18 protein-coding genes are annotated in these 24,325 nt (G+C 48.8%); 12 read left to right on the forward strand and 6 right to left on the reverse strand.

Features of this window, described 5'->3' with window-relative positions:
* The first annotated feature begins 6 nt into the window (after positions 1 to 6).
* The 5 genes from F5971_RS16270 to ligA are packed head-to-tail and all read left to right on the forward strand — an operon-like array spanning position 7 to position 6,082.
* A complete protein-coding gene (locus tag F5971_RS16270; protein WP_036508537.1) occupies positions 7 to 543 on the forward strand; it encodes a DsbE family thiol:disulfide interchange protein in 537 nt (178 codons plus the stop codon).
* Complete coding sequence (locus F5971_RS16275; protein ID WP_036508539.1) at positions 540 to 1,049, forward strand: cytochrome c-type biogenesis protein; 510 nt, start codon at positions 540 to 542, stop codon at positions 1,047 to 1,049. Before F5971_RS16270 ends, F5971_RS16275 begins: the two co-directional genes overlap by 4 nt.
* Positions 1,046 to 2,296 carry a c-type cytochrome biogenesis protein CcmI gene (ccmI, locus tag F5971_RS16280; protein ID WP_036508542.1) on the forward strand — a complete coding sequence of 417 codons (1,251 nt, stop codon included), beginning with the start codon at positions 1,046 to 1,048 and terminating at the stop codon, positions 2,294 to 2,296. The genes F5971_RS16275 and ccmI overlap by 4 nt, the downstream gene beginning before the upstream one ends.
* Positions 2,297 to 2,338: 42 nt before the next feature.
* Entirely contained in the window at positions 2,339 to 3,679 is a 1,341-nt protein-coding gene (gene zipA, locus F5971_RS16285; RefSeq protein WP_051514214.1) for a cell division protein ZipA, read from the forward strand.
* Positions 3,680 to 3,712: 33 nt separating this feature from the next.
* A complete protein-coding gene (gene ligA / locus F5971_RS16290; protein WP_193496072.1) occupies positions 3,713 to 6,082 on the forward strand; it encodes an NAD-dependent DNA ligase LigA in 2,370 nt (789 codons plus the stop codon).
* 3 nt (positions 6,083 to 6,085) lie between these two features.
* Here the strand turns inward: ligA and F5971_RS16295 are convergent, their stop codons facing one another.
* From F5971_RS16295 to ampD, 3 genes are read right to left on the reverse strand one after another with little or no spacing between them, the layout of a single operon-like run.
* Positions 6,086 to 6,739, reverse strand: coding sequence for a CBS domain-containing protein (locus F5971_RS16295; RefSeq protein ID WP_036508545.1), 654 nt, complete (start codon positions 6,737 to 6,739; stop codon positions 6,086 to 6,088).
* Between the two features lie 50 nt (positions 6,740 to 6,789).
* Entirely contained in the window at positions 6,790 to 8,715 is a 1,926-nt protein-coding gene (gene mnmC / locus F5971_RS16300; RefSeq protein WP_193496075.1) for a bifunctional tRNA (5-methylaminomethyl-2-thiouridine)(34)-methyltransferase MnmC2/FAD-dependent 5-carboxymethylaminomethyl-2-thiouridine(34) oxidoreductase MnmC1, read from the reverse strand.
* Between the two features lie 8 nt (positions 8,716 to 8,723).
* Positions 8,724 to 9,284 carry a 1,6-anhydro-N-acetylmuramyl-L-alanine amidase AmpD gene (gene ampD / locus F5971_RS16305; RefSeq protein WP_036508550.1) on the reverse strand — a complete coding sequence of 187 codons (561 nt, stop codon included), beginning with the start codon at positions 9,282 to 9,284 and terminating at the stop codon, positions 8,724 to 8,726.
* Positions 9,285 to 9,345: 61 nt separating this feature from the next.
* Between ampD and nadC the strand changes: the two genes are divergently transcribed.
* The 3 genes from nadC (at position 9,346) to F5971_RS16320 (ending at position 14,358) form a co-directional block, all read left to right on the forward strand.
* Positions 9,346 to 10,188 carry a carboxylating nicotinate-nucleotide diphosphorylase gene (gene nadC, locus F5971_RS16310; protein WP_036508553.1) on the forward strand — a complete coding sequence of 281 codons (843 nt, stop codon included), beginning with the start codon at positions 9,346 to 9,348 and terminating at the stop codon, positions 10,186 to 10,188.
* 115 nt (positions 10,189 to 10,303) lie between these two features.
* Positions 10,304 to 11,299 (forward strand): efflux RND transporter periplasmic adaptor subunit, encoded by a 996-nt coding sequence (locus F5971_RS16315; protein WP_193496077.1) that lies wholly within the window; start codon positions 10,304 to 10,306, stop codon positions 11,297 to 11,299.
* Positions 11,296 to 14,358, forward strand: a complete 3,063-nt coding sequence (locus F5971_RS16320; protein WP_193496079.1) for an efflux RND transporter permease subunit — start codon at positions 11,296 to 11,298, stop codon at positions 14,356 to 14,358. The genes F5971_RS16315 and F5971_RS16320 overlap by 4 nt, the downstream gene beginning before the upstream one ends.
* 35 nt (positions 14,359 to 14,393) lie before the next feature.
* On the opposite strand, the gene F5971_RS16325 is transcribed toward F5971_RS16320, so the two are convergent.
* From F5971_RS16325 to F5971_RS16335, 3 genes are read right to left on the reverse strand one after another with little or no spacing between them, the layout of a single operon-like run.
* Complete coding sequence (locus F5971_RS16325) at positions 14,394 to 14,942, reverse strand: biotin transporter BioY (RefSeq protein ID WP_036508564.1); 549 nt, start codon at positions 14,940 to 14,942, stop codon at positions 14,394 to 14,396.
* 36 nt (positions 14,943 to 14,978) lie between these two features.
* Positions 14,979 to 15,590, reverse strand: coding sequence for an energy-coupling factor transporter transmembrane component T family protein (locus F5971_RS16330; protein WP_193496081.1), 612 nt, complete (start codon positions 15,588 to 15,590; stop codon positions 14,979 to 14,981).
* A complete protein-coding gene (locus tag F5971_RS16335) occupies positions 15,587 to 16,303 on the reverse strand; it encodes an energy-coupling factor ABC transporter ATP-binding protein (protein ID WP_036508567.1) in 717 nt (238 codons plus the stop codon). Before F5971_RS16335 ends, F5971_RS16330 begins: the two co-directional genes overlap by 4 nt.
* Positions 16,304 to 16,552: 249 nt before the next feature.
* Here F5971_RS16335 and F5971_RS18710 point away from each other — a divergent pair, with 249 nt between their 5' ends.
* The 4 genes from F5971_RS18710 (at position 16,553) to F5971_RS16355 (ending at position 24,080) form a co-directional block, all read left to right on the forward strand.
* Positions 16,553 to 18,805, forward strand: coding sequence for a methyl-accepting chemotaxis protein (locus F5971_RS18710; protein WP_051514217.1), 2,253 nt, complete (start codon positions 16,553 to 16,555; stop codon positions 18,803 to 18,805).
* Positions 18,806 to 18,826: 21 nt separating this feature from the next.
* A complete protein-coding gene (gene epsC / locus F5971_RS16345; RefSeq protein WP_036508568.1) occupies positions 18,827 to 19,753 on the forward strand; it encodes a serine O-acetyltransferase EpsC in 927 nt (308 codons plus the stop codon).
* 121 nt (positions 19,754 to 19,874) lie between these two features.
* Complete coding sequence (locus F5971_RS16350) at positions 19,875 to 21,146, forward strand: O-acetylhomoserine aminocarboxypropyltransferase/cysteine synthase family protein (RefSeq protein WP_193496084.1); 1,272 nt, start codon at positions 19,875 to 19,877, stop codon at positions 21,144 to 21,146.
* 501 nt (positions 21,147 to 21,647) lie between these two features.
* Positions 21,648 to 24,080 (forward strand): CehA/McbA family metallohydrolase, encoded by a 2,433-nt coding sequence (locus F5971_RS16355; RefSeq protein WP_036508570.1) that lies wholly within the window; start codon positions 21,648 to 21,650, stop codon positions 24,078 to 24,080.
* The last annotated feature ends 245 nt before the right edge of the window (positions 24,081 to 24,325 follow it).

A 24,325-nucleotide genomic window follows, 5' to 3' on the forward strand; every position in this document is an offset into this window, starting at 1 on the left:
GGTGTAATGCGTAAATTATTGGTCTTTATTCCACTGGTGGCGTTTTTAGGATTGGGCATTTTTTTGTTCAAGGGGTTGTTCATGGATCCCAGAACTTTGCCCTCGGCCTTGATTGACAAGCCATTTCCTGAGTTTTCATTGCCGTCTTTGTACAACATGGACGAAACACTTACTCAATTGGACTTACAGGGTGAGGTGGCGCTTTTGAATGTCTGGGCCACCTGGTGCCCTACCTGTAAAGAAGAGCATGCCCAGCTGAATAAAATTGGCTTAGAGGAGGGCGTGACGATATACGGTCTGAACTATAAAGACGATCCAGAATTGGCCCGTCAATGGTTGGAGCGTTACTTGGATCCTTACCGTAAAGTGATTGTTGATGAAGAGGGCTATCTGGGTCTTGATTTAGGTGTCTATGGTGCGCCAGAAACCTATATTATTGATAAAAAAGGTATTATCCGTTATCGACATGTGGGTGAAGTCAACGAGAGTGTTTGGTTGCACCTAAGAGAGCTCATGCAGACGATTGAAAAGGAGGATGCATGATTCGCGCTATATTAATGCTCTGTATGTTGAGTGTCGTTGCCCTAAAATCTCACGCGGGCTTTGAAACCTATGAGTTCAGTTCGGTTGAGGGGGAGAGACGTTATGCTCAGCTAGCACGAGAGCTGCGATGTCCAACCTGTCAAAATCAAAACATATCGGACTCAGATGCTCCCTTAGCCGCTGATTTGCGCCGGGAATTGCACCGCATGATTGAAAGTCAGCAGACCGATGATCAAATCCTTGATTTTATGATCACGCGTTATGGGGATTTCGTGCATTACCGCCCAAGAATCGCGCCCGAAACCTATTTGCTTTGGTATGGCCCGATCGTGTTAATGCTGATCGGCCTAGGCGTTGTTCTTGTCGTGGCGAAAAAGCGTAAGCCTAGACAACCCGCTCAATCGGCCTCGTCATCAACAAAGGCTACCCCTTCGTTAAGTGAAGGTTTAACGGATGATGAGCGAAAACGCCTGCAATCACTACTGCAACAGGATGATCAAAAATGACTGCGCTTTGGTTAGGTATTGCCGTATTAACGTTAATGGCGGTTTCAATCGTATTTTGGCCATTATTGAAAAATTATCGAGAGTCAAAACAACACCCTGTGGATGTTGATCGGACTCAGCAAAACATCGAAATATTTAAAGAACGACTTTCAGAGCTTGAAAAAGAGTGCGCTCTAGGCACGCTGTCTGACGAAGCCTTTACTGAGCTTAAACTTGAACTTGAACGCAATTTGTTAATTGATGCTGAAACCAATCAGCGTAAAGATCCCGTGCTGAAAATGGGCTCCTCGCAGTTGGTGACCATTATGCTACTTGCATTGCTGGTTCCTGCGAGTTCTTTTGGTTTGTATGCGTATTTAGGTCGTGCTGTCGATTTAGAAACCTCTTTGAGCATGAATGCATGGAATGATTCGTTGAACAATCCGGATCTAACGCTAGAGGAAGCCATCGCTCAGTTAGAAGCCGAATTAACACGTCGGCCGGAAAATGCTGAAGGATGGTATCTATTAGCCACCACACGTATGAACCTGAATCAATTTGATTTGGCAGCGGCGGCTTTTGCTCAATCTGCGTTGCATTTACCCGAGACATCACCTGAATTAGCGGGTGTCTTAGGGCAGCAGGCACAAGCCTTGTTCTTTGCCAAAGGCGGGCAGATGGATGATGAGGTATTGGCATTGACCGATCAGAGTTTGCAGCGTAATCCAACGGAGATTACCTCCTTAGGATTGCTGGGGATTGCTGCATTCGAGGCGGAAAACTATGCGGGCGCCATTGAATATTGGCAGGCGGCTTTGAGCAATGCCGAGGGCAATGCAGCTGAGTCTTTGCGCAATGGCATTGAACGAGCGCGCATGCAATTGCAAAATGCAACGCCTGATGCAGCGGATCAAGCCATTGAAGGAGCCTTTGTTCGCGTTTATATTGACCTAGATGAGTCGATACTCACTGAAATTACCGGAGACCAGACAGTCTTTGTGTTTGCACGACCTGCGGGGCAGAGAATGCCAATTACGGCAGTAAGAATGCAAGTAAATCAACTGCCTGCTGAAGTTAGACTTGATGAAAATTCAACATTGATGCCTAATATGAGTTTAGCGGATTTTGAAGAAGTGGATTTGGTTGCAAGAATAAGCGTGACCGGAAATGCAGAAGAAGGTCCAGGTGACTTCAAAGGAAGTCTCAGCAGTGTTAAAGTCAGCAATGATGAAGTCATTCGCTTGATTATTAGCGAACGTATCGATTAAATATTTAACTACATTCAATTTGTTTTAGGAAACTGGGTAAACATGGAGATCAGTCTGCGAGAGTGGCTCATCATTGGCGGGGTTCTGTTAATTGCGCTGATTCTTTTTGATGGCTGGCGCAGGGTCAGGGTCAATCGTAATAAGTTACGCATTGATATCGATAAGACTCTGTCTGACCTAAGTGATGATTATCACAATCCCGAATTGCCCAACGGAGGGGCACGCGTTCGTCCTGAAAATGATCATTTTTTTGACGAACACACGCCAGATGAGCCCAAGTTCAGTGAAGATTACTCCGAGGAGCCAAAGCGTCAGCGTGGTGTCTCGCGTGCCGAGCCTGCACCGAGCAAAGAGCCTAGACCCAACGTTTCCAAACAGCCGAGCCCGCAAGTCTCAACTTCACAGCGGCAAGAACCCGCCTATGAAAAACCGATTGCGCCAGACTCTGTGCAAGACCCTTACGCAGAGGCGAAGTCGTATATTGCGCCAGAGCGCGAACGAGCGTCGAGTTCTACTTCTGCAAACGACATGCGTGATCTTTCCGAATTAGATCCTTTATTTGATGACATCCCTGCCGTGCAATCCAGATATAAACAAAAGACAGACGATACGGATGTCAACTTACCGTTAGACTTGGATTTCGATAAGCCCATTCCGGTAAAGCGTAACGGGGCGTCTGTTCGCACTCCCGTGCATTTTGATCGAAATGCCGAGGATGAAAAAGCATTAAATCGGCCAAAGCGCAGACCGGTCGAGAATCCTAGTTTTAGTTTGCCCTTGGATATTGAACCCCCGAAACCTTCTCAGAAGGCTTCGCCCGTTATTGAAGAGGAAACTCAGGATTTGTTTGGGGCCTCTTCAGGCCCATCCAGAGCTGAAGAGTCGCTAGTGCCACCCGTCAGTAAGTCGGTTGAAGCCAAGAAAACACTGGAAGACTTACCCGATCCTGCCGAAGTGCTTGTCATTACCGTTGTTGGCAAAGACAAGAAAAATCTTCACGGCGGTAAATTGCATGCCATTGTCGAAGCCTGTGGCATGGAGTTTGGTGATATGTCGATTTTTCATCGATTCGAAGGTAAGGGACACGCGACACCTGTTCAGTTCAGCATGGCCAATGCCGTTAATCCGGGTATTTTTGATGTGCAAAACATGGACAGCCTGCAAACACCGGCTGTGTCTTTTTTCATGTCAATGCGAGAGCCGAAAGATCCAATGACGGCCTATGAGTGCATGCTTGCAACGGCTGAAACCGTTGCGAAGCACTTAGACGGCGACTTATTGGACGAAGATCGCTCAGTCATGCGTGAGCAAACGAAAGAGCACTATCGTCAACGTATCCGTGACTTTGAAATGGAAACTCGCCGTCCTTCACGAATCCGTTAGTCTATTTTTGCACGAGTGCAGGTAACCCCCTTCATGAATTCGGACATCACCGCCCGTCTCCAGGAGCTGCGCAAGCGTATTGCGCAGCATAATTACGAATACTATGTTCTGGATCACCCGAGCATTCCTGACGCTGAATATGACCGTTTGTTTCAAGAACTTCAGGCGCTTGAAACGGATCATCCTGAGCTGATCACTCCTGATTCTCCGACTCAGCGAGTGGGAGCAAAACCCGATAAGGGCTTTGCAGAGGTCGCGCATGAGCTGCCAATGCTCTCTTTGGACAACGCATTTAATGATGAAGACCTTGCTGCTTTTGTACGTCGAGTTCAAGAGCGCTTGCCAGCATCTACCCCCTTAGTCTTTACTTGTGAGCCCAAATTAGATGGCATTGCAGTGAGCCTTGTGTATGAAAATGGATTTTTGAAGCGGGGAGCCACGCGTGGTGATGGCTATACGGGCGAAGATATTACGCACAATGTTCGAACCATACGCAACATTCCCTTGAAGTTACAGGGCGATGATTGGCCGGAATGGTTAGAGGTGCGTGGTGAAATTTACATGCCAAAGCAGGGCTTTGAGGCATTAAATCAGCAGGCACTCCTTAGCGGTGATAAGCTGTTTGTGAATCCCCGTAATGCGGCGGCAGGTAGTCTGCGTCAACTCGATCCCAAGATAACGGCTCAGCGTCCTTTAGAGTTTTGTGCCTACAGTACCGGAGTTGTTAGGGGGGGAGAGTTGCCGGATAGTCATGCCGCAGGCCTCAAAAAACTTCAGCAGTGGGGGCTGCGCATCAACCCAGAGATGAAAACGGTTGAGGGGCTAGACGAGTGCCTTGGTTATTACACTCAATTGGCTGAAAAGCGTAATGGATTGAGTTACGACATCGACGGCATCGTGTTTAAAGTTGACTTGCGATCACTCCAACAGTCACTTGGCTTTGTTGCACGTGCTCCACGCTGGGCGATTGCGCGTAAGTTCCCAGCTCAGGAAGAGGTAACACGCCTTAAAAATGTTGAGTTCCAAGTGGGGCGCACGGGGGCTATAACGCCGGTGGCGCGTTTGGAGCCTGTCTTTGTTGGCGGTGTAACGGTGAGTAATGCGACCTTACACAATATGGAAGAGATTGCACGCTTAGGTATTCAAGTGGGTGATCGTGTGATTATTCATCGAGCCGGTGATGTGATTCCGAAAATTGTTGGGGTGGTGCCCGATGAGCAAGATGATTATCCACGTCATCCGATTGAGATCCCAACACATTGTCCGGTATGCGGTTCCGATGTTGAGCGCAGTCAAATCAACAAACACAGTAAAAATAAACCAACGATTCAAAGTTTTGGTGCCGTGTATCGCTGTGTGGGGCGTTTGGCTTGTCAAGCACAAGTCAAACAAGCAATTTTACATTTTGTGTCACGCCGTGCGATGGATATTGAGGGCCTGGGTGAAAAAAATGTTGATCAGTTGGTAGAAAAGCAGTTAGTGCGATCTCCTGCTGACTTGTATCGTTTATCAGTAGATGATTTTTTGAGTCTAGAAGGATTTGCTCAGCTTTCGTCTGAAAATCTGTTTAACGCCATAGAAAAAAGTAAGCAGGTTAGTTTAGAACGCTTTATCTATGCGTTGGGTATCCCAGAGGTTGGCGAAGAAACGGCTCGGCTTTTAGCCATTCACCTCGGTTCCTTGCAGCGTATTCAACGCGCACTCCCAGGCTTGTTGGTTTGGTTGCCAGAGGTGGGCTTGGAAGTTGCCAATGAGATACATAATTTTATGCAGGATGAGCATAATCAAACGGTATTAAAGGCGTTATTGGCGGGCGGTGTGACCCTTCAAGAAACAGGCCGTGTATCGGATCAGTTGAGAGGACAAGTGACACTGTCTGAGTGCATTGCACGCCTATCAATATCTGCAATAGGTCCTAAATCCGCGCAGACATTAGCGGACGCCTGTGAAACACCAGAGGCGTTTTTTAATCTCGACTTTGCAAAACTGTCGCAAATTCCGGGTATCAGTGCGCGAGCGCGTCAAGGCGTGCTTAAGTTTTTAGAACAGCCTACTGAGGTCGAACAAGCCAAAGCATTACTGGAACAATTAAAAGACTTTGGTTTTATGGCAGGAGGCGATCATGATTCAACGGAAGAATCGAATCATCAAACCTCGGCCTCACAACCCTTAATGGGACAAACTTGGGTGTTAACCGGAACCTTGGAAACGTTGACGCGTGACGAGGCAAAAGCGAAATTACAGGCTTTAGGTGCCAAAGTAAGTGGCAGTGTCTCGGCTAAGACACATTGTGTGGTGGCGGGGCCTGGTGCAGGTTCAAAGTTAACGAAAGCCGAAAGTTTGGGGGTGCAGGTGCTGGACGAGCAGGCCTTTATTGACTTGGTGGCAGGCTACATCGGCTAAAACTCATGCCCAGCTTTCAACCTGGGCATCGTTAATCAGGAGTCTGACAAGGTCTGTTCTGGAGATAATGCCCAATAGCTCGTTACGGTTACCCAGTACAGGTAAAGCCCCTACTGGATAATTCACAAACACAGAGGCAATTTGAGAAAGCTCAGTGTCAACCGCCGCCGCAATCATTTGGCGTTGGTACACCACTGCGATGGTCACGGTTGAGTCTGTGCCGTGCTCAAGAATGTCCTCTTTAGACAGGAGTCCTATCGGCTTTTCATCCTCGTCCACCACAATCAGATGCGCAATAGAATACTCTTGCATTTGCAACCAAGCCTGGCGAAGCGACACACTAATGCTGACCGTTTGCACGGGAAAGGTCATGATCTGTTGCGCTTTTAACGTGGGTTTTTGCTTGGGTTTCCCAGCCTTGCTTGCCTCTTCATAGGCTGTGTGAGCGCCAGCGTTGTTTGGGTTGCGACGCTGGCCTGAGTCGCCTTCCAATATTCGTAGAAATGAACGCTTGCCCGATGGTTGAGTTGGATCATCGGAATTAGGCAGTCCATCCGAACTACGAGCCTCTCCCGCCTGTTCGACCCCACGAGGTTTAAACAGCGTTTTCAGCGGAGTTTGAATCCGATTACCTTGGTCAATGACTATCAGCGACATAACTCACTCCTCAATACATTTGAAGTATATCGGCATTTTACGAAAAAACATTAAATTCGATTACGAATTAAGTCTCGTAAAATAAAACGGTTAGGATCAAGGCGCTCCATTAATCGGTTAGGTAAGGGGGAAGGGGTGCCTGCGATCATTGCAGCCAATACGTCTGCGCTGATGGGACAGGTGATTAACCCCTTCGAGCCATGGCCTACATTGACATATAGACCTTGATGCATCAAGGGTGTTTCAAAATCTTTCCAATTTGAGTCTACACGTAATCGTGCGTAGGTTTTGACGAAGCTTTCATAGTCGCCGACTTCGCCCACTAAGGGCAAGTAATCGGGCGTACTGCAGCGATAGCCAACACGTCCGTTACACTGGTTGGGATCGACCTTGGCAAAGTCGGGTAAAACGCGGCTTAGGCTTTGCAGGTTGTGTTGGTGGTCTTTGACTTTTACCTCGCGGCTTAAGTCGTGCAAGTCAAAAGTGGCACCAAAACAATAGGATTCATTTAGGGCAGGCGAAATGTAACCGTCACCACAGACGACGGTTTTTAAATCCGGTAATCCACTTGAAGGGATTTGCGAAGTTTGGCCGCGTATGGCTTTAAGCGGCAAGTGTTGTACGGGTGATAAACGCTGTGTGTCGCTGGCAGAGCACAGAATCACGCTCTCGCTTTCGTAAAGGTCTTTGTTGGTTGTAATCCGCCAGCGACGAGGGGCGGATAGAACGTCTAGCTTCGTCACCTGCTCAGAAAAATGGCAGTTGATGAGCGGGTGGTTGATCAGATGGGCACACCAAGCAACGGGAGACACCCATCCGGCTTTAGGGAAAAACAGCCCAGGTTTGTTAATCAGGGCATTGGCGAGCTCGGAGGCGTCATGACTGGAGACGGCTTGCAGAATATCAGTGGAAAAAAGATTGGCCTGTAAAAGACGTGTTTGCCGCTCGTGTTCTTTGTCGGTGGTGGCCAACTGGAGGACGCCACACAAGGCACCGACATTGGGTTGAGTCTCAAGCAACGACGACACTAGGTTCACACTGTATAACAAGCCGAAGAGGTGCAGCTCGCTACTGGGTGTTTGCTCCATTGCTAACTTAGCGTATAAGGCGCCTTGAGGGTTGCCAGAGCCTCCTTGGGCAATTTGCGAGTTTTGGTCAATCAGTGTGACGCGAACACCGCGCTCGGCCAGAGCTCTTGCTGTATGGCATCCGGCAAGCCCTGCTCCAACCACAATTGCGTGTGACGAAGTGGATCTCGGTTGTGCTTCGCTTTTACCCCCCTGCGCAACGAGCATGTCACGCTTACGGCCAGCGCCTTGGCTGATCTGGACGTTAAAGCCAGCATCACGCAGTCCACGGCGCACGTTTCCAGATGCCGTAAAGGTGGAGACATGGGTGTTCGCATGGCTCAGTCGATACATTTGCGAAAATAACGAGGCTTGCCACATGTCGGGGTTTTTTGTCGGTGAGAAGCCATCAAGATACCAGACATCCACACATCCTCGTAATTCGGGCAGGGTGTCGTTCACATCACCAAAAATTAACGTTAAGCGAATGCGGCCTTCGGCGAAAAATAACGGGTGATAGCCTTCTTGTAGCGGTGGATATTGAGCTAAGAGTGCATCCTTTAGTGGGTGATGTGCGTGATGTTGCTCCATCAGCTTGGTCATGTCCGCACGACTGAGAGGAAACTTTTCAAAGGAAATGAAGTGCAAACATTGAGTGGGCAAGGATTCAGACAACCACAAACGAGCCGTCAATAAAAAATTCAATCCGGTTCCAAATCCCGTCTCACCAATCGTGAGATGCTCATAGGGCGCTAACCTTTGAATGCGTTCACGCAACTGGTTGCTTTCAATAAAGACATGTTGCTTCTCAGCCTCACCACCATCATCACTGAAATACACATCGTCAAAGTCTTTGGAAAAGGGGCTGGGTAAATGCCACTCAATCTTCGCAGGTTTTAAGCACTTCATTACAATTATTACTCGCCTGTTAAACAGTCTAAATAGTGTTTCCAATCAAATGTGGCCCCAGGGTCCGTTTTTCGTCCAGGGGCAATCTGGTCGTGTCCCACGATTCGAGTGGGCGTGATCAATGGGTAGCGTTGCATCAGAAGGCGAGTCACCTGAATTAGAGTCGTATACTGATCAGAGGTGTAGGGAAGATCATCGCAGCCTTCTAATTCGATACCGATTGAAAAATCATTGCAATTGGTTTCGGATTCAAAACTCGAGACTCCTGCATGCCAAGCGCGTTGATCAAAGGACACAAACTGAACCACCTCTCCGCTTCGCTTAATCAACAGGTGTGCCGAGACCTGTAGGTCAGCGATTTCAGCAAAGTAGGGATGATCTTCACGAGGAAGGCGGTTTTGGAAAAACGACTCAATATATTCACCGCCAAACTGGCGCGGGGGAAGGCTAATGTTGTGAATCACCAGTAATGAAATGTTCGCGCCACTTGGACGGTGATTGTAATTCGGTGAAGGGCACCATTTGGCGCTGGTTAAAAGATGGTTTTCAATAGACGGTTGGACTGGCACAGACCTATCCTGCTGGTTAAAATAGCTAATCTACTTTAATCACAGGCTGAATCCAACCACTATGCTAACACTTGAAATGATCCAACCCACGATTGCTCAACAAGTCAGTGAAGCTTTACGGGAAGATATAGGTAGCGGAGATATTACAGCCGAATTAATACCCGCAGGTGATCAAGCCATCGCACGTATTATTACGCGTGAAGACATGGTGGTGTGCGGTGTGGCTTGGGTGAATGAAGTGTTTCGGCAAGTCGACGCCCTGTTGGACGTGGAGTGGCGAGTGAGTGACGGCGATTACGTCGCAGCTGGGAGCACACTGTTTGAGGTGAAAGGCTCTGCAAGAGCATTGCTGACTTCTGAGCGTACTGCCTTGAACTTTTTACAAACCCTATCGGGTACCGCGACGTTAAGTCACAGCTATGCCAAACGCGTTGAAGGCACGGGTGTGACGTTACTCGATACACGTAAAACCCTGCCAGGTTTACGTTTGGCTCAGAAGTATGCCGTTGCCTGTGGAGGCTGTGCCAACCATCGTATCGGGCTGTATGATGCGTTCTTGATTAAAGAAAACCATATTCATGCCTGCGGTGGTGTGACGCAAGCCATTGAAACGGCTCGTCTCAATCATCCGGGTAAGCCCGTTGAGGTCGAGGTGGAGACCTTTGCGCAATTGGAAGAGGCCTTATCTGCACAGGCGGATATCATTATGTTGGATAATTTTTCAGTGGAGGATATGACCAACGCCGTTCAATTGACAGCTGGTCGTGCTAAGTTGGAAGCCTCTGGCAATATTACGGATGATACGCTGTTGCAGTTTGCACAGACTGGCGTTGATTATATTTCGATTGGGGCGTTGACCAAGCATTGTCGAGCCATTGATTTATCCATGCGCTTTATAGCTTAACGCTTTGTTTAAAAGCCTTCAGTTGAAACGCAATTTTACGAATCGAGACCTATGTACCCATGTAGCACGTAAGACCTGTTAGATAATAACCCCTAGGATGGAACTTAGAAAAATCATGCGACTACCGATCATAGCTCTTGCGTTTTTGTTTTTGTCAGGTGTCTCAAAGGCTTCAACACTCGAAGGATTAGAGTTGAAGCCGTTTGATGAGATTAAGATCGTGAACCCCCTCCAGGTTTCGGCCGAAGTGGTGAGTTTGAATCAAACTCCAATGATCAGTGAGCTCAATGCTCAGATCACAAGGTTGCATGTGCGCCCTGGGGATCAAGTCAAAGCCGGGCAGCTGCTTGCTGAGCTAGACTGTCGAGACACGAAAGACACAGTCTCACTCTTGGATGCGCGTCAGCGCGAGCTGAATGCCAGTCTTGAACAAGCCGAGCGTTTATTTCAACGTTTTACTCAATTAGAAAGTCGACAGTTTTCCGATCGTTTGTCGCGAGAAGATGCGCAAACCAATGTCGTGCGTGCCAGAGCCCAGTTAGCTGCCTTAGCGGTTGAACATGCCATGGCACAGCGCCAAGTGTCCCGCTGTCAGGTGCTGGCCCCTTTTACAGCGGCGGTGGTGGCTCAACGCGCAGGGGAAGGGCAATGGGTCAGTGTTGGCAGCCCGATTTTTGAGCTAACCCAAACCTCTCCCGCTGAAATTTCGGTGCAGTTACCGCAAGCACGCATTGGGACAAGCCTTGATGGCTTCTTGGCCACATTTAAGGTGAATGGACGTGAGTATCCCGTATCCTTTTTACGACAGTCACCTGTGGCCGATCCGGCAACGCGCTCTGTTCATGCATGGTTTCAAGCACCCGAAGGTGTGGCCATAGGTGAAACAGGGCAGTTGTATCTTGATGACCAACTGGCGTATCTGCCCGCACACACCATGGTCATGAGAGAGGGGCAAATGGGGGTGTTTGTTTTAGAGGACGATCAGCCCACATTTTACCCTCTACCGGGTGCTCAAGAAGGGCGACCTTTTCCAGCCCCTTTATCCATCCAGTCTAAAGTACTTGTGACGTCAGGTCAGCACCGCTTAAGTGCTCTAGGACGGACACAATGATTCGGGCTTTGCTGAATAACACCGTTCTAAGTAATTTGGTGTTTGTGCTGGTGCTGATTATCGGCGCCATGTCCTACAATTTGATGCCTCGGCAGAAAGACCCAACCATTAATTTTAATTGGATTATTATTGTTACAGCGTTGCCTGGGGCCAGCGCTGAAGATATCGAAATGCGTGTGACGCAGCCTCTTGAAGATGCCTTGCGTAAACTGAACGATGTCAATTTTGTCTCCAGTACCTCGCGAGTTGGATTGTCAAATATACTTGTACGTTTTCGTGATTTGGATGAACGTCAATTTGATAAGCGCGTGACCGATTTACGTCGAGAGGTGCAAAGCAAACGCAATGAGCTACCTGCTGATATTGTTGAACCGATTATTTTAGAAATAACCAGTGCCAACGCCTTTCCTGCAGCGACCTTAGTGTTGAAAGGCCAAGCCGACGATGAAATTCTGCGCAGCGAGGCGTATCAGCTTAAACGAGAGCTGGAACGCATCAAGGGCATAGATCGAGTTGATACGGCGGGTTTGCAGGACCCAGAAGTTCAGGTGTTGTTGGATATGGGGTTGCTGGCGTCTGCGGGTATACATCCTGCGACGGTCTCGGACGTGATCGCAAGTCAGTGGCAAGACTTAGCTGCAGGAAAGTTAACGGTCTCAAATGAGCAGTGGCTTGTACGGCACTTGGGTCAATCGCCGTCTCCAGAAGACTTAGCCCAGCTATGGATTCCCCAGGCCGGAGGCGAGCTACGTCTTGAAACCTTGGCGCAGGTCGAACGAAGACGGCAAGACCCTACTCAGTTGGTGATGTACGAAGGGCAGCCTGCTGTCATGATGTCTGTTATGAAGGAGGGGAATGCCAACACCTTGGTGTTGATTGAAACCCTAGAAGCCTTCATCGATCAGTACAATCCCACCATCGCTCCTAGAGGGCTGGCCTTGGTGTTGGCGGATGACCAAACAGAATCAACGCGGCGTGCCATTGATATCATGCAGACCAATGCAATTCAGGGACTTTTGTTTGTGGGTCTTGTGAGTTGGTTGTTTCTGGGCTGGCGGATTGGAGTGTTGGTGGCATTGGCCATTCCTTTTTCCTTGATGGGTGTGTTTATTCTGCTCAACCTGCAAGGTGAAACGGTCAATCTAACGGTGCTGCTGGGGGTTATTATCGCGCTGGGAATGCTGGTGGACGTTGCAGTTGTGATGGTAGAAGCCATGCATCAACGCATGGGGCAGGGGGAGGCCGCGATCGACGCAGCCATCGGTGCGATGGGTGAAGTCGGTTGGCCTATTTTCGCCGCGGTGTTAACCACCATTGCAGCGTTTTTACCGCTGATACTGTTGCCCGGTATCCTAGGTGATTTTATGCGTATTGTGCCGACCGTGGTGACATTTGCGTTGATCTTCAGCTTGATTCAAGCCTTTTGGATGCTACCCTCACAAATGCACGCCTTGCATGCGCTGCCCACTCAGAAACGCATCTCTCGGCGCGAACGCATCTTACGACGCTTACGCAATCTCTATGGCCGTGTATTGATTAAAAGTTTCCGTCATCCTTGGGTAACCTTGGTGTGTTTAATCGGCTCATTTACGCTAGCCATAGGCTTGTTTGTCACGGATCGTATCAGTCGTGATTTCTTTGCAGCGGACACTCTTTCTGTGTTTTACATCAACGTTGAGATGCCATCAGGGTCAACACTACGTCAAACGCTCAATGCCACGTTAGACGTCGAAGTGCATGCACGAGCGGGGATGGAGCCTGAAGAAATTCGTTCATTGGTCTCCTATGCCGGGCAAATGTTTACGGAAACAGAGCCTTTATTAGGGGATAACTACGGGCAAATTTTTGTAAGTCTAACCTCTCGACACTTAGGTGGGCGGAGTGCAGATGACATCATTGAGGGGCTGCGCGAATCTGTTCAATTGCATGCACCTGCTGCCAGCAAAATTACGCTCTTGAAGCTTTCCGATGGTCCGCCAAGTTCCATGCCGATCAGTATCAAAGTGCGGGGGGATGAGTATGGGCTGATTCAGGCGGCCGTTGATGATTTGACTGCAATTCTGCAGGGCATACCGGGGGTTGTTGATATTACCAGCGATGCATCGCCTGGCACTCAACAGCTGGTGACGCGTTTGAACCTGCCTGCAATCGCGCGTGCAGGTTTAGATGCTAGAAGTGTAACACGGACACTTCGTTTGCTAACGGACGGTGAAGTTGTAGCGCAGCTGAATGATCGAGGCGAGAGTGTTGATTTGCGTGTTCGTAGCCAACAGACGTCAACCGAAGACATCGAGGCATGGCTGTCGACACGCATTGCTACGCCGTCGGGGCAGAGTGTGCCACTTAGTGAGCTTTTGAATCTTGAGGTTAAGACAGGCTTTGCCAGTCTGCGTCATTATAACTTTAGCCGTGCGATTACGCTTGAAGCCGATCTTGATCGCAGCCAGTTGGACACACTGCAGGCCAATCAGCGGATTCAAAGCGCATGGCTTGAGTATCAAGATCGTCACCCCGGTATATCATTGGATTTTTCGGGCGAGCTGGATGATATTCAAGAGTCGTTAAATGCCTTGGCGATTTTATTTGTGCTGGGCGTAGGTTTGATGTATTTGATTTTGGGTGCGCAGTTTAAGAGTTATTTCCAGCCTTTCATTATTCTCTTAACCATTCCAATGGCATTTACCGGTGTTGCCTATGGTTTGTGGTTTAGCCAGAATCCATTGAGTTTGTATACGCTGTATGGTTTGGTTGCCTTATCGGGAATTGCCGTTAACTCGGCCATTGTTTTAATTGCGGCGGCCAATAGTCGATACAATGACGGGATGAGTGTAATTTACTCCATTGTCTATGCTGCGCGTCGGCGCATGGTGCCCATCTTAATCACGGCAGCAACAACCATGGCGGGTTTAATGGGGCTGGCGTTGGGATTAGGAGGGAAGTCGTTGATTTTTGGCCCGGTTGCCACGGCAATTGTCTGGGGGATTAGTGTCTCAACGCTCTTGACGTTATTTACCATCCCCTTGATGTACAAGCTTACACGTCGTGATCGCCCTCGGTGATCACGACGCTGGCTTGGTGCTAAGCGGATTGAAGACTATTTACGAGTATAAACTGCATCCGGCAGGCCTTTGACAACGGCTTGGGCAACGGCAGCAGCGATCACGGCTTTGACAATGTCGCCAGGAATGAACACAATCATGATCTTGGTGGCATCGAGCCAGTCACGCCCAGTGACAAGCTTGAAGCCCGTGATACCAAACACATAGAGTACCAAAATACCGCCGACGATAGAGGCCAGTAAGGTGGCAGGAAAAGTGGGTAACTTGCGTAACATCAAGGCGACGTAGCCTGTTGCGAAGGCGGCAAATGGAAAACCAATTGCAAACCCAGCGGTAGGGCCAACGAACACGCCGAGGCCTCCGCGCCCGCCTGATAACAGCGGTGCACCCAATGCGACCACAAAAATAAACAGAGCCATCGACAAAGCGCCACGCCATGGCCCCAGCATAACACCGGCGAGCATCACCCCAAGGGTTTGCGCGGTAATGGGGATGCCCGTTACAAACGGAACAGGAGGAATGAGGCCTAAAGCCGCAATGAGTGCCGCGTATAAGGCGATTTGAACCAGTGATTTATCTTGCATACAAACGTCCGACTTCAGAGTGAGTTGATAAAAGGGTTAAGGTTTTTTGACCGAACGGATACCGCCACGCGACGCCAAGGCTTCAGCCACGTGATCGGATAAACGAATGGACTGAATAGTGAGCGGGATGGCAAGCTTCCAAAGTTGACGTCCACCCCCTCTGGATTTCCAAGCCTCCAATAAATATTGAGTCACCCCCATCAGCACTGGGATAAAGCGAATCAGCAATGTAACCGCAAAGGCAATTCGCTTGGGATCAACACCAAACAGCCTTAGCGGTCTGAATATGGGCATCATCGCCGTCATCATGTCGTCCATTTTGGTTGTGAGCGTGATTAAATTGGCAATAAGGACCAGTGTGGCCATTCTCAGTAACAGTGCGAAGGCTTCATAGACACCGACTGACCAGGCTTGCATGATAAATATCAGTGCAAAAATCGGTACCAGCGAACGAAATACCTTGAGTCCGCGCATAGCCGGACGTCCAAGCGAGGCGTAGATCAATAGAGTCAGCATGGCAAGGACTAACAGAAGGCTGAGCTGTTCAATAGGATACAGAGCGAGGCTGAGTCCCGCCATGGCAAGCAGTTTAATCCCTGCGGGCATCCTGTGTAAGTAGCTTGTTTGCTCAAGATACAGACTAATCATCTGACGCGCACACGTTTTGCATCGGCATAGTAGGCCTTGAGTATTTCATCTGCGGGGCCATCTTGACGGATTTTGCCTTCTTCTAACCAAATAATGCGATCAAAGTCTGTGAAACTGTCGAGCTCGTGACTGATCATGATGATCTGCTGCGGTAAATGGTGCAGCAAATCTAGCAGCTGGTAACGCGTGGGTAAGTCCAAGGCTGAGAAGGGCTCGTCCAATAGAATCACTTTCGGATTCATTAAAATGATGGCGACAATGCACACCCATTGCTTCTGACCATCCGATAAGCTGTGAATGGGGCGTTTTGCCCAGTCGCTGCGCCCTTGTTCACTTAAAAATGACATCACATTTTCGAGGGCAGTGGATTTAGAAAGCCCTTGATTGAGTAAGCCAAAACACAACTCTTCTTCCACTGTAGGGAAAATAATTTGATGGTCAGGGTTTTGAAAAATAAAACCGACATGAGACGACATGTTTTCAGGGCCTGAGTTGGGGTTTTGCCCAAAGACTGAAATTTGCCCAGTATTGGCAGGCAATAAGCCATTGATCAAGCGCAACAACGAGCTTTTGCCTGAGCCATTATGACCAATCAGGCCAATGCGCGGCTCGGATAGTTGCAGGGAAAGCTGGTCAATCACGGTACGTTCGTTGCGAACCAGTGTGACCTGGTGAAGATAAATGCCTTGTTCTTGGCCCACGGATTGCGTCATCGTACTCTCGTACCCATGTAAAGTGGCAAAGTATATAGAAGAGCCTGTCATTTTTACCAGTCTTGCCAATCTCAATGGCGTCTTGATCACTCAAAAGGCAGAGCTTGTTTTAAATTTATTGATCGAAAACAGCTCTTTATCAGCAAAACTCGTCTATGATGATCCTAATCATTCCCCCTATTCTGTTGGGCTAAGGTCTAGGGGGTAAAGTTCATCAATGGCGATGGCAGATTTTCAGCGGAGTGTTGCATGTATATCAAAACAAAAATTTCTGTAGGATTTAGCGCAGTTGCGTTAATTGCATTGGTACTGGGTGGCTTAGGTTACTTTGGTGCGAGTCGCAGTCAGACGTCGATTGAGCAGCTTGGACTTGTGCGCCTGGCAGGTGTTCAGAGCGTGTTAGAAATGCAAGTCTCGTTAGCTGAGGTAGTCACGAGCATGCGTACTTTAATGAATACGCATGCGACTCTCACTGAAAAACAACGTGAATATGAGCGTATTGAAGCAGGTCGTGCAGCTTATCGCAAAGCCTTATCCGCCTATGAGCAGCTTCCTAAGTCAGAAGACGAAGCACGAGAGTGGGCGCGTTTTACCGAGACGCTACCGGCTTGGGTTGAGGCCAATAATGCGATTTTAGCTTTGCATCAGCAGGTTGACCGTCAGCTTAGTTTAAATGCGCTTGCGGATGTTGGTGGTTTGCAGCAGCAAATAGCCGCGCAAACGATGGGCCAGACGTTGGTGTATCAAACGCAATCCTTCAATTATTTGAACAATGTCGTGCAGATGAATATGGATGCAGCCGCGCTTAATGTTGAAGATGATCTTGCAAAGGCTGCCCAATTAAAATTGCTCAGTTTAATTGCAATGATTCTAGGCGTTCTGCTGTCGGCGATCTTGGGAATACGCATCACCCGAGATATTACCCGTCCGCTGCAGCTCTTGGTTACGTCTGTGAAGCACGTCAGTCAAAGCAGTGATTTTAGCCATCAAGTCGCCTATTCCAAAAAAGATGAAGTGGGCGAGGTGGTGGAGTCCTTTAACCATCTACTGGATTCACAAAAGCAAGCGCTGCAAGAGGCCAGTGAAACCGTTGCGGCTCTTGCCTCAGGCGACTTTAGTTTGCGAGTAAAACGCCACTACGAAGGTGATTTGGCTAGGTTGAAAGAGGGGATTAACGCCAGCGCTGATACGATTGTGTTGACCATGACCGAGCTTGGAAAAGTCATGCAATCGCTTAAGCAGGGCGAGTTTGATATCCAAATAAATCCCAATCTCGTCAGTGGTGAATTCCGGCGTATGCTGGAGAATGCATCGCAGGGAACCCAAGCGCTGAGAAATAGCATCAATGATATTATAAATGTGATGTCGGCGACTCAATCCGGTCATTTTAATGAGCGCGTTAATGCAGACGCCAGCGGTGACCTGCTCAAGTTGAAAGAAATGATTAATACCTCTGTCGTTGCCTTGCATAACGCGATTGAAGATATCAGTCGAGTGATGGTAGCGCAGTCAAAAGGGGATTTAACACAAACAATCGAGACACAATACCCAGGTGATTTAGGGGTGTTGACCTCGGCGGCTAATCATACTGCTGAAAAACTACAAGAGGTTATTTTGCAGATACGTTTGGCGGTTGAGGCGGTTAATACGGCCGCTGCCGAAATTGCGATGGGGAATACCGACCTTTCACAACGCACCGAGGAGCAAGCCTCCAGCCTTGAAGAAACGGCATCTAGCCTTGAAGAATTGACCTCTACGGTAAAAATGAATGCCGACAATGCGCGCCAAGCCAATCAGTTAGCGCAAACGGCCAGCCGTATTGCTGAAGAAGGCGGCATCAAAGCAAGTACGGTTGAAAAAACCATGGAGGCCATTACCGATAGTTCCAACAAAATTGCTGACATTACGTCATTGATCGACGGCATTGCATTTCAAACCAATATTCTTGCACTGAATGCTGCGGTTGAGGCGGCACGTGCTGGCGAACAAGGTCGAGGCTTTGCGGTGGTGGCCAGTGAAGTTAGAGCCTTGGCTCAACGCTCTGCAGCGGCGGCCAAAGAAATTAAAGAACTCATTGCCCAGTCTTCGGATATTGTTAAATCAGGCAATGCCCTGGTGAAAGAAACGGGACTCACGATTCAAGAAATTGTTGAGTCTGTTAAGCGAGTCACCGATTTAATGGCCGATATTTCTGCCGCCTCTGAAGAGCAAAGTCAGGGGATTGCACAAGTCAATCAAGCCGTGTTGCAGATGGATGAAGTCACTCAGCAAAATGCCGCTTTAGTTGAGGAAGCGGCGGCCGCTGCGGAGTCCTTGGAAGAGCAAGCGCAATCCTTGAAAGCGAGTGTTGCTCTGTTCAAATTGGAGGATGGGCTAACAAATACAGGGACACTTCCTGCGCCTAAAATACAAAAAAATCTGCCATCACCAACGCCATCTAGTGCTAAACTCAATGCTTTATCCAGACAAACTGCTCGTGATGACGAGTGGGAAGAGTTTTAAAAAGTCGATAAGGCGGTATCTATGAGTAATGTGGACTGGGGCTTGGACGGATTGGTAAGTGAACTCAGGGCACGTCGCGAGCATTGGCGACGTGCTCGCCAACGTGACCCAGAGATCAATGGCCGTGAATTTCCATCCTTGGATGTGATGCATCAAGTGAGTGAAGGCTTGGCTGCTGCGCTGTTTCCCATGCGACTTGGGCCTTCGGATCTTAAGCCTAAGGCTGAAGACCACTACATTGGCTATACCCTCGATAAAGCACTGAATACCTTGTTGGACCAAGCTGTTTTAGAACTGAGGTTCGGCCAGAACCCACCCGAGCCTTTTGTACAAACGCGTGAAAAAGCCATTGCTGCGATTCGGGAGTTCGCATCACGTTTACCGGATATACGCGGTGTACTCGACACAGATGTCGAAGCCGCCTATAAGGGCGACCCGGCAGCACGCAGCATGGATGAAGTGCTCTTGTGCTATCCGGGGGTGCGCGCCATTATTTTTCATCGTTTATCCCATGAGCTGTTTAAGCTCGGTTTACCTCTTTTGGCCAGAATTATGGCCGAAATTTCGCATTCTGAAACCGGTATCGATATTCACCCGGGTGCCACGATTGGTGAGTCCTTTTTTATCGACCACGGTACCGGTGTCGTCATTGGTGAAACAACCATTATTGGTAGAGGTGTGCGCATATACCAAGCCGTCACTTTAGGGGCTAAGCGCTTTGAAGTTGATGAGCACGGCAGTTTAATCAAAGGCGGTGCACGCCATCCTGTGATTGAGGATCAAGTGGTCATTTATGCAGGCGCTACTTTGCTTGGACGGATCACTATTGGCCGCGGTTCAAGTATTGGGGGGAATGTGTGGTTGACGCACAGTGTCCCGCCGAACAGCCAAATTACCCAAGCGAATCATGAACAGCGCTGCGAAGAACAGCGCGCAAAAGGCGAGTGAATCAAGTCTCCAATACTTGAAAACCCCTATTGTTGGAGTATGATCCTGACGGGTGTAAACACGAATGAGACCTATTTTTTAATGGGTTTCTTTGAATCAATCGAATAAGGAACAATAACAAATGAAATTGGAAACCCTTGCCCTTCATGCAGGTTATGAGATAGATCCAACCACTAAAGCGGTGGCTGTACCCATCTATCAAACCACGTCATATGCATTTGATAACGCTCAGCATGGCGCAGATTTGTTCGACTTGAAAGTGCCAGGCAATATCTACACTCGTATCATGAACCCAACGACGGACGTATTGGAAAAGCGCGTTGCGGCACTAGAAGGCGGCATTGCTGCACTCGCGGTCGCGTCGGGTATGGCGGCGATCACCTATGCCATCCAAACGCTGGCCGAAGTTGGCGACAATATCGTGTCGACCAGCGAGCTGTACGGTGGAACCTACAATCTGTTTGCACACACGCTGCCTCGTCAAGGGATCGAAGTTCGCTTTATCAACAAAAATGACCTAGCCGCGCTGGAAAACGCCATCGATGCGAAAACCAAGGCCGTCTTTGCTGAAACCATTGGCAATCCGTCCGGTGGCGTTGCTGATGTGCGTAAACTTGCAGAGATCGCGCATCGTCATGGCGTGCCTTTGATTGTGGATAACACCGTGCCATCTCCTTTTTTATGGCGTCCCATCGAAGACGGTGCCGATATCGTTATTCACTCTGCGACCAAGTACATTGGCGGACATGGCACCACCGTTGGCGGCATTATCGTGGATTCAGGGAAATTTCCTTGGGCAGATCATGCTGAGCGCTTCCCATTATTGAATCAAGCGGACCCTTCTTATCACGGTGTGGTGTATACCGAGGCGTTTGGGCCTGCCGCCTTTATTGGTCGTGCACGCGTCGTGCCCTTACGTAACATGGGCGCGGCGATATCGCCCTTTAATGCCTTTATGCTGTTGCAAGGGCTTGAAACACTCTCGTTGCGTATTCAGCGTATATCGACAACCGCTTTGCAGATTGCCAACTGGTTAGAAGCGCATCCTAAGGTGAGCTGGGTTGATTATGCGGGCCTTGAGTCTCACAAAGACCATGCGTTGGTTCAAGAGTATTTGGGTGGAAAAGCATCGGGCATTCTGAGTTTTGGCATCGACGGTGACCGAGAAGCCACACGCCGTTTCTACGATACCTTGGCGATATTCTTACGCTTGGTGAATATCGGGGATAGTAAATCCTTGGCAGCCATTCCAGCTGAGACCACTCATCGTCAGTTAAACGATGAAGAGCTGGCGGCGGCTGGGGTGAAGCCAGGAACAGTGCGTTTGTCGATAGGTTTGGAAGATCCAGAGGATCTGATTGCCGATCTTGAACAGGCGTTTCAGCAGGTGTAAAACAGGTGTAAATCTGACAAGCCGCGAGAAGAGCTTTAGGCTTTTCTCGCTTTAGGCTCGTCAATTCTGGTGTGAACATCCTTCCTCCCTCTCTCAATTCTTTTCGTGATTTGACGCTGATGCATCAGTTAACGTCGTAAATGGCGTAGTTAAACTTTAGTTGCAGAAGGTATGATCAATTTCGCTTGATGAATATCAAGTTATTTTTTCTTTGGTAAAGTTTACTTTTTGATAATTTAAAATCGGGTGTGTACCGTTGATATGGTTCAGTCAGCCGTTAAGGCAGGCCATGTGTGGTCAACCCCTCTCACGCTTCAGTTGAAAAGTCGATGGGCTCTTCACTGCTGGCGGCCGTCTAGCGATTTGCATCCTGGGATCCAGAAAGCTTGATGGTTGCAACTCTGATTCAGCGCTTCAATACATTGGTGTTTAACTGAAGGATTTGGTGCGTAGATAACATCCACAACAGATCAATAGATCAACGGAACAGAGGTTATGAATATGCAAAGTAATCGATTTTTCAAGAGATTTACGCTTAGTACACTGAGTCTGGCAATATTAGTTGCAGGTTCAGCACTGGCGGACGTTAAGGTTGTTACGGGCCCTTCCCCAATTGAAGGAGATGTGCTGATTCACCCTGAGGACATTACACTGTATAACGATAAAATCGCAATCACCTTTGCCGTCGGCAGTCCCAATTTCTGGGGGATGACCAATGGCTCCATCTCTAACCTAGCCTTGATGCAGGGACGTGATCAATTCGGTGTGAATATCGTTAATGATGTGGAGTTTCTGGTCAATTCTTGGACTGCCAGTGGTGGGTCCTTGGTTGCAGATGTTGAGGTTGTCAAGGCGAGCGTTGAGGAGGGTATTGTACGTGCTACCAGTACTTGGTTGGGCGATGGAAAAGACAATGCGCTGGATGTAGTAACCACTTATACACTGACAAAAGACAGCAATGTACTGCAATTGCATACGCTTGTGACCAACCCAGGTCCTGATAGTTATGAAGATCTGCGCAGTGGTTATTCTCTCAGTGCTCTGTCAGCCTTTATGTTTGGTCCGTTTGGCTATGACACACCGGATATCCGCGCACGTAATATTTACATTGGTGCGGGTGCAGATGAGCCATTGGGTGATTTTACCGTGAGCTACACAGAGGATTATGCGATCACTGTACAGATGGATGATCCCGATATCTATCGTGGTACAACGGGTTATAAGGATTTGCATAAGCATTACAATCTGGCCCCGGGCGAGAGCATGGCCTTCACCGGAGAGTTGCAGATTGCTGATGTGGGTCATACCAGTCCCTTCATGGCACGTATGATTGAGAAAAAAGGCTTGGCGTCCAGTACCATCAGTGGTGTTGTGTATAACGATCAAGGCGAGGTGCACGCCAGCCCTGTGATCGTGGTTGAGCGCGAAGGGCGTTACAAAGGTGAGTTTGTCGGAGCACAGAATGTTGGATCGGATCAGTTGCATGTCAATATGCAGCCGTTGTTTTGGCATGTAGGTGATGCTGACGGGGCTTTCAGCTTCCAGGTGCCAGAGGGTGAATATCAGATTTATGCGCTGGACGCAGGGTTTACTCCCTCGCAGAAACAGTCGATTAGTGTAACAGCAGGCGAGCAGCAAAGCCTGAGCTTCAAAGATGAGTACGCTATTGTTCAGGGAGGCGTCGTCCTGCTGAATATTTCGGATACTGATACAGGCGAACCAGTGGATGCTCGCATCGAGGTTGAGGGTGAAGTACCAGCCGTGAAGTATCTGGGACGGCGTACCTATTTTACAGAGCTGGACGAGGTGGGAGTGGCGAGAATTCAGTTGGCAACGGGTGAGTTTGCCTTCAATGTCCTGTCAGGTGCGCACTTCAATTCAATGCCCGTCAGGAGTGAAACCACGGTGCGCTCTAATGAGGTCAGCGACGTGGTTTTGTCGGTGAAATCGGATGTGCTGCCAAATCAGGAAGGTTGGTATGCGGTTGATTTTCATCACCACACGGATATCGGCGATGCCAATACACCTCCTGTTGATGTGGTGAGGTCACAGCTTGCGAGCCGTTTAGATTTAACGTACATCAGTGATCATGATGCAGTCAGCAATCACTCTGAGGTTCATGATCTTTCACTTCAGCGGGGGTACCCTTTTATTCCGGGCTTGGAGGTGACGCCTGGCTGGGGGCACTTCAATCTGATTAATATGCCAATCAATCACGAAGTCATTGACTCCAGCATGGATGTTGCCGATATCATCAAGGCCGCTCATGAGATGGGTGCTTTGGTGATCGTCAATCATCCTTTCTCGGATTATGGCTACTTCAATAACCGCGATATCGTGCCGGGCGGATACAGTCCTGACTTCGATCTGATCGAGTTACAGCCAACCCTTGATCTGAGTAAACCGGACAATATCGATACTCGTACCCTGACACAAGCAATGCGCTTTTGGGATGAGAGTCTGACGGGAGATAGTAAGGTGTATTACCTGACGGGTGGTACGGACACTCACGAAGTGACGTCACCTACACTCTATTCGGGCATTATTAGAACGCTGGCGAAGGTGGATGATGACCTGACGGTGGAGGGTTTTGTTGATGCTGTGGCTGCTGGCCGCTCTTATGTGTCCATGGGACCCATGATGTTCACGCAGGAGTTGGAGTTCGGTCAGACCTATGAGGTGACCAATGGTGAGGCGCTGAGTTTGGCTGTGGAGCTGTTTGCCGTGAATGGGCTTGAGAGCGTTGAGCTCTATACCAGCGGTTCGGAGATAGGTTCTCCATTGGAAACCAGGTCTCTAGAGAGCACCGAAGGTCGGCAGAAAGTCGAGTTTAGCCTGCAACCTGCTCAGAATACTTGGTATAACCTGATTGTGAAAGATAAGAGCGGAAGGCCTGCTATTTCCAATCCGATTTGGGTGAATGTTAAAGGCTAAAGGAAAGTCTTAGTCTTTTTAGAATGCAATTGCTTTGCTTAGTATTTCCGCTCTAACCCTATCTAGCAACCTGTCGAACTTAGCGAGGTAAAGACAGGCTGCTAGATTACGCAGAGAGTGTCATAAATTGTCGGAGATGATTTCATCTATGGAAATTCATCTGACGATGTCATCTGAAAGATGTCTGCTAGCTGACATCTAAACGACAAGAACTGACTTCGAGCTCATAAATACACCCTGCCTTC

This window comes from Nitrincola alkalisediminis, from assembly GCF_009821115.1.
GTDB lineage: Bacteria > Pseudomonadota > Gammaproteobacteria > Pseudomonadales > Balneatricaceae > Nitrincola > Nitrincola alkalisediminis.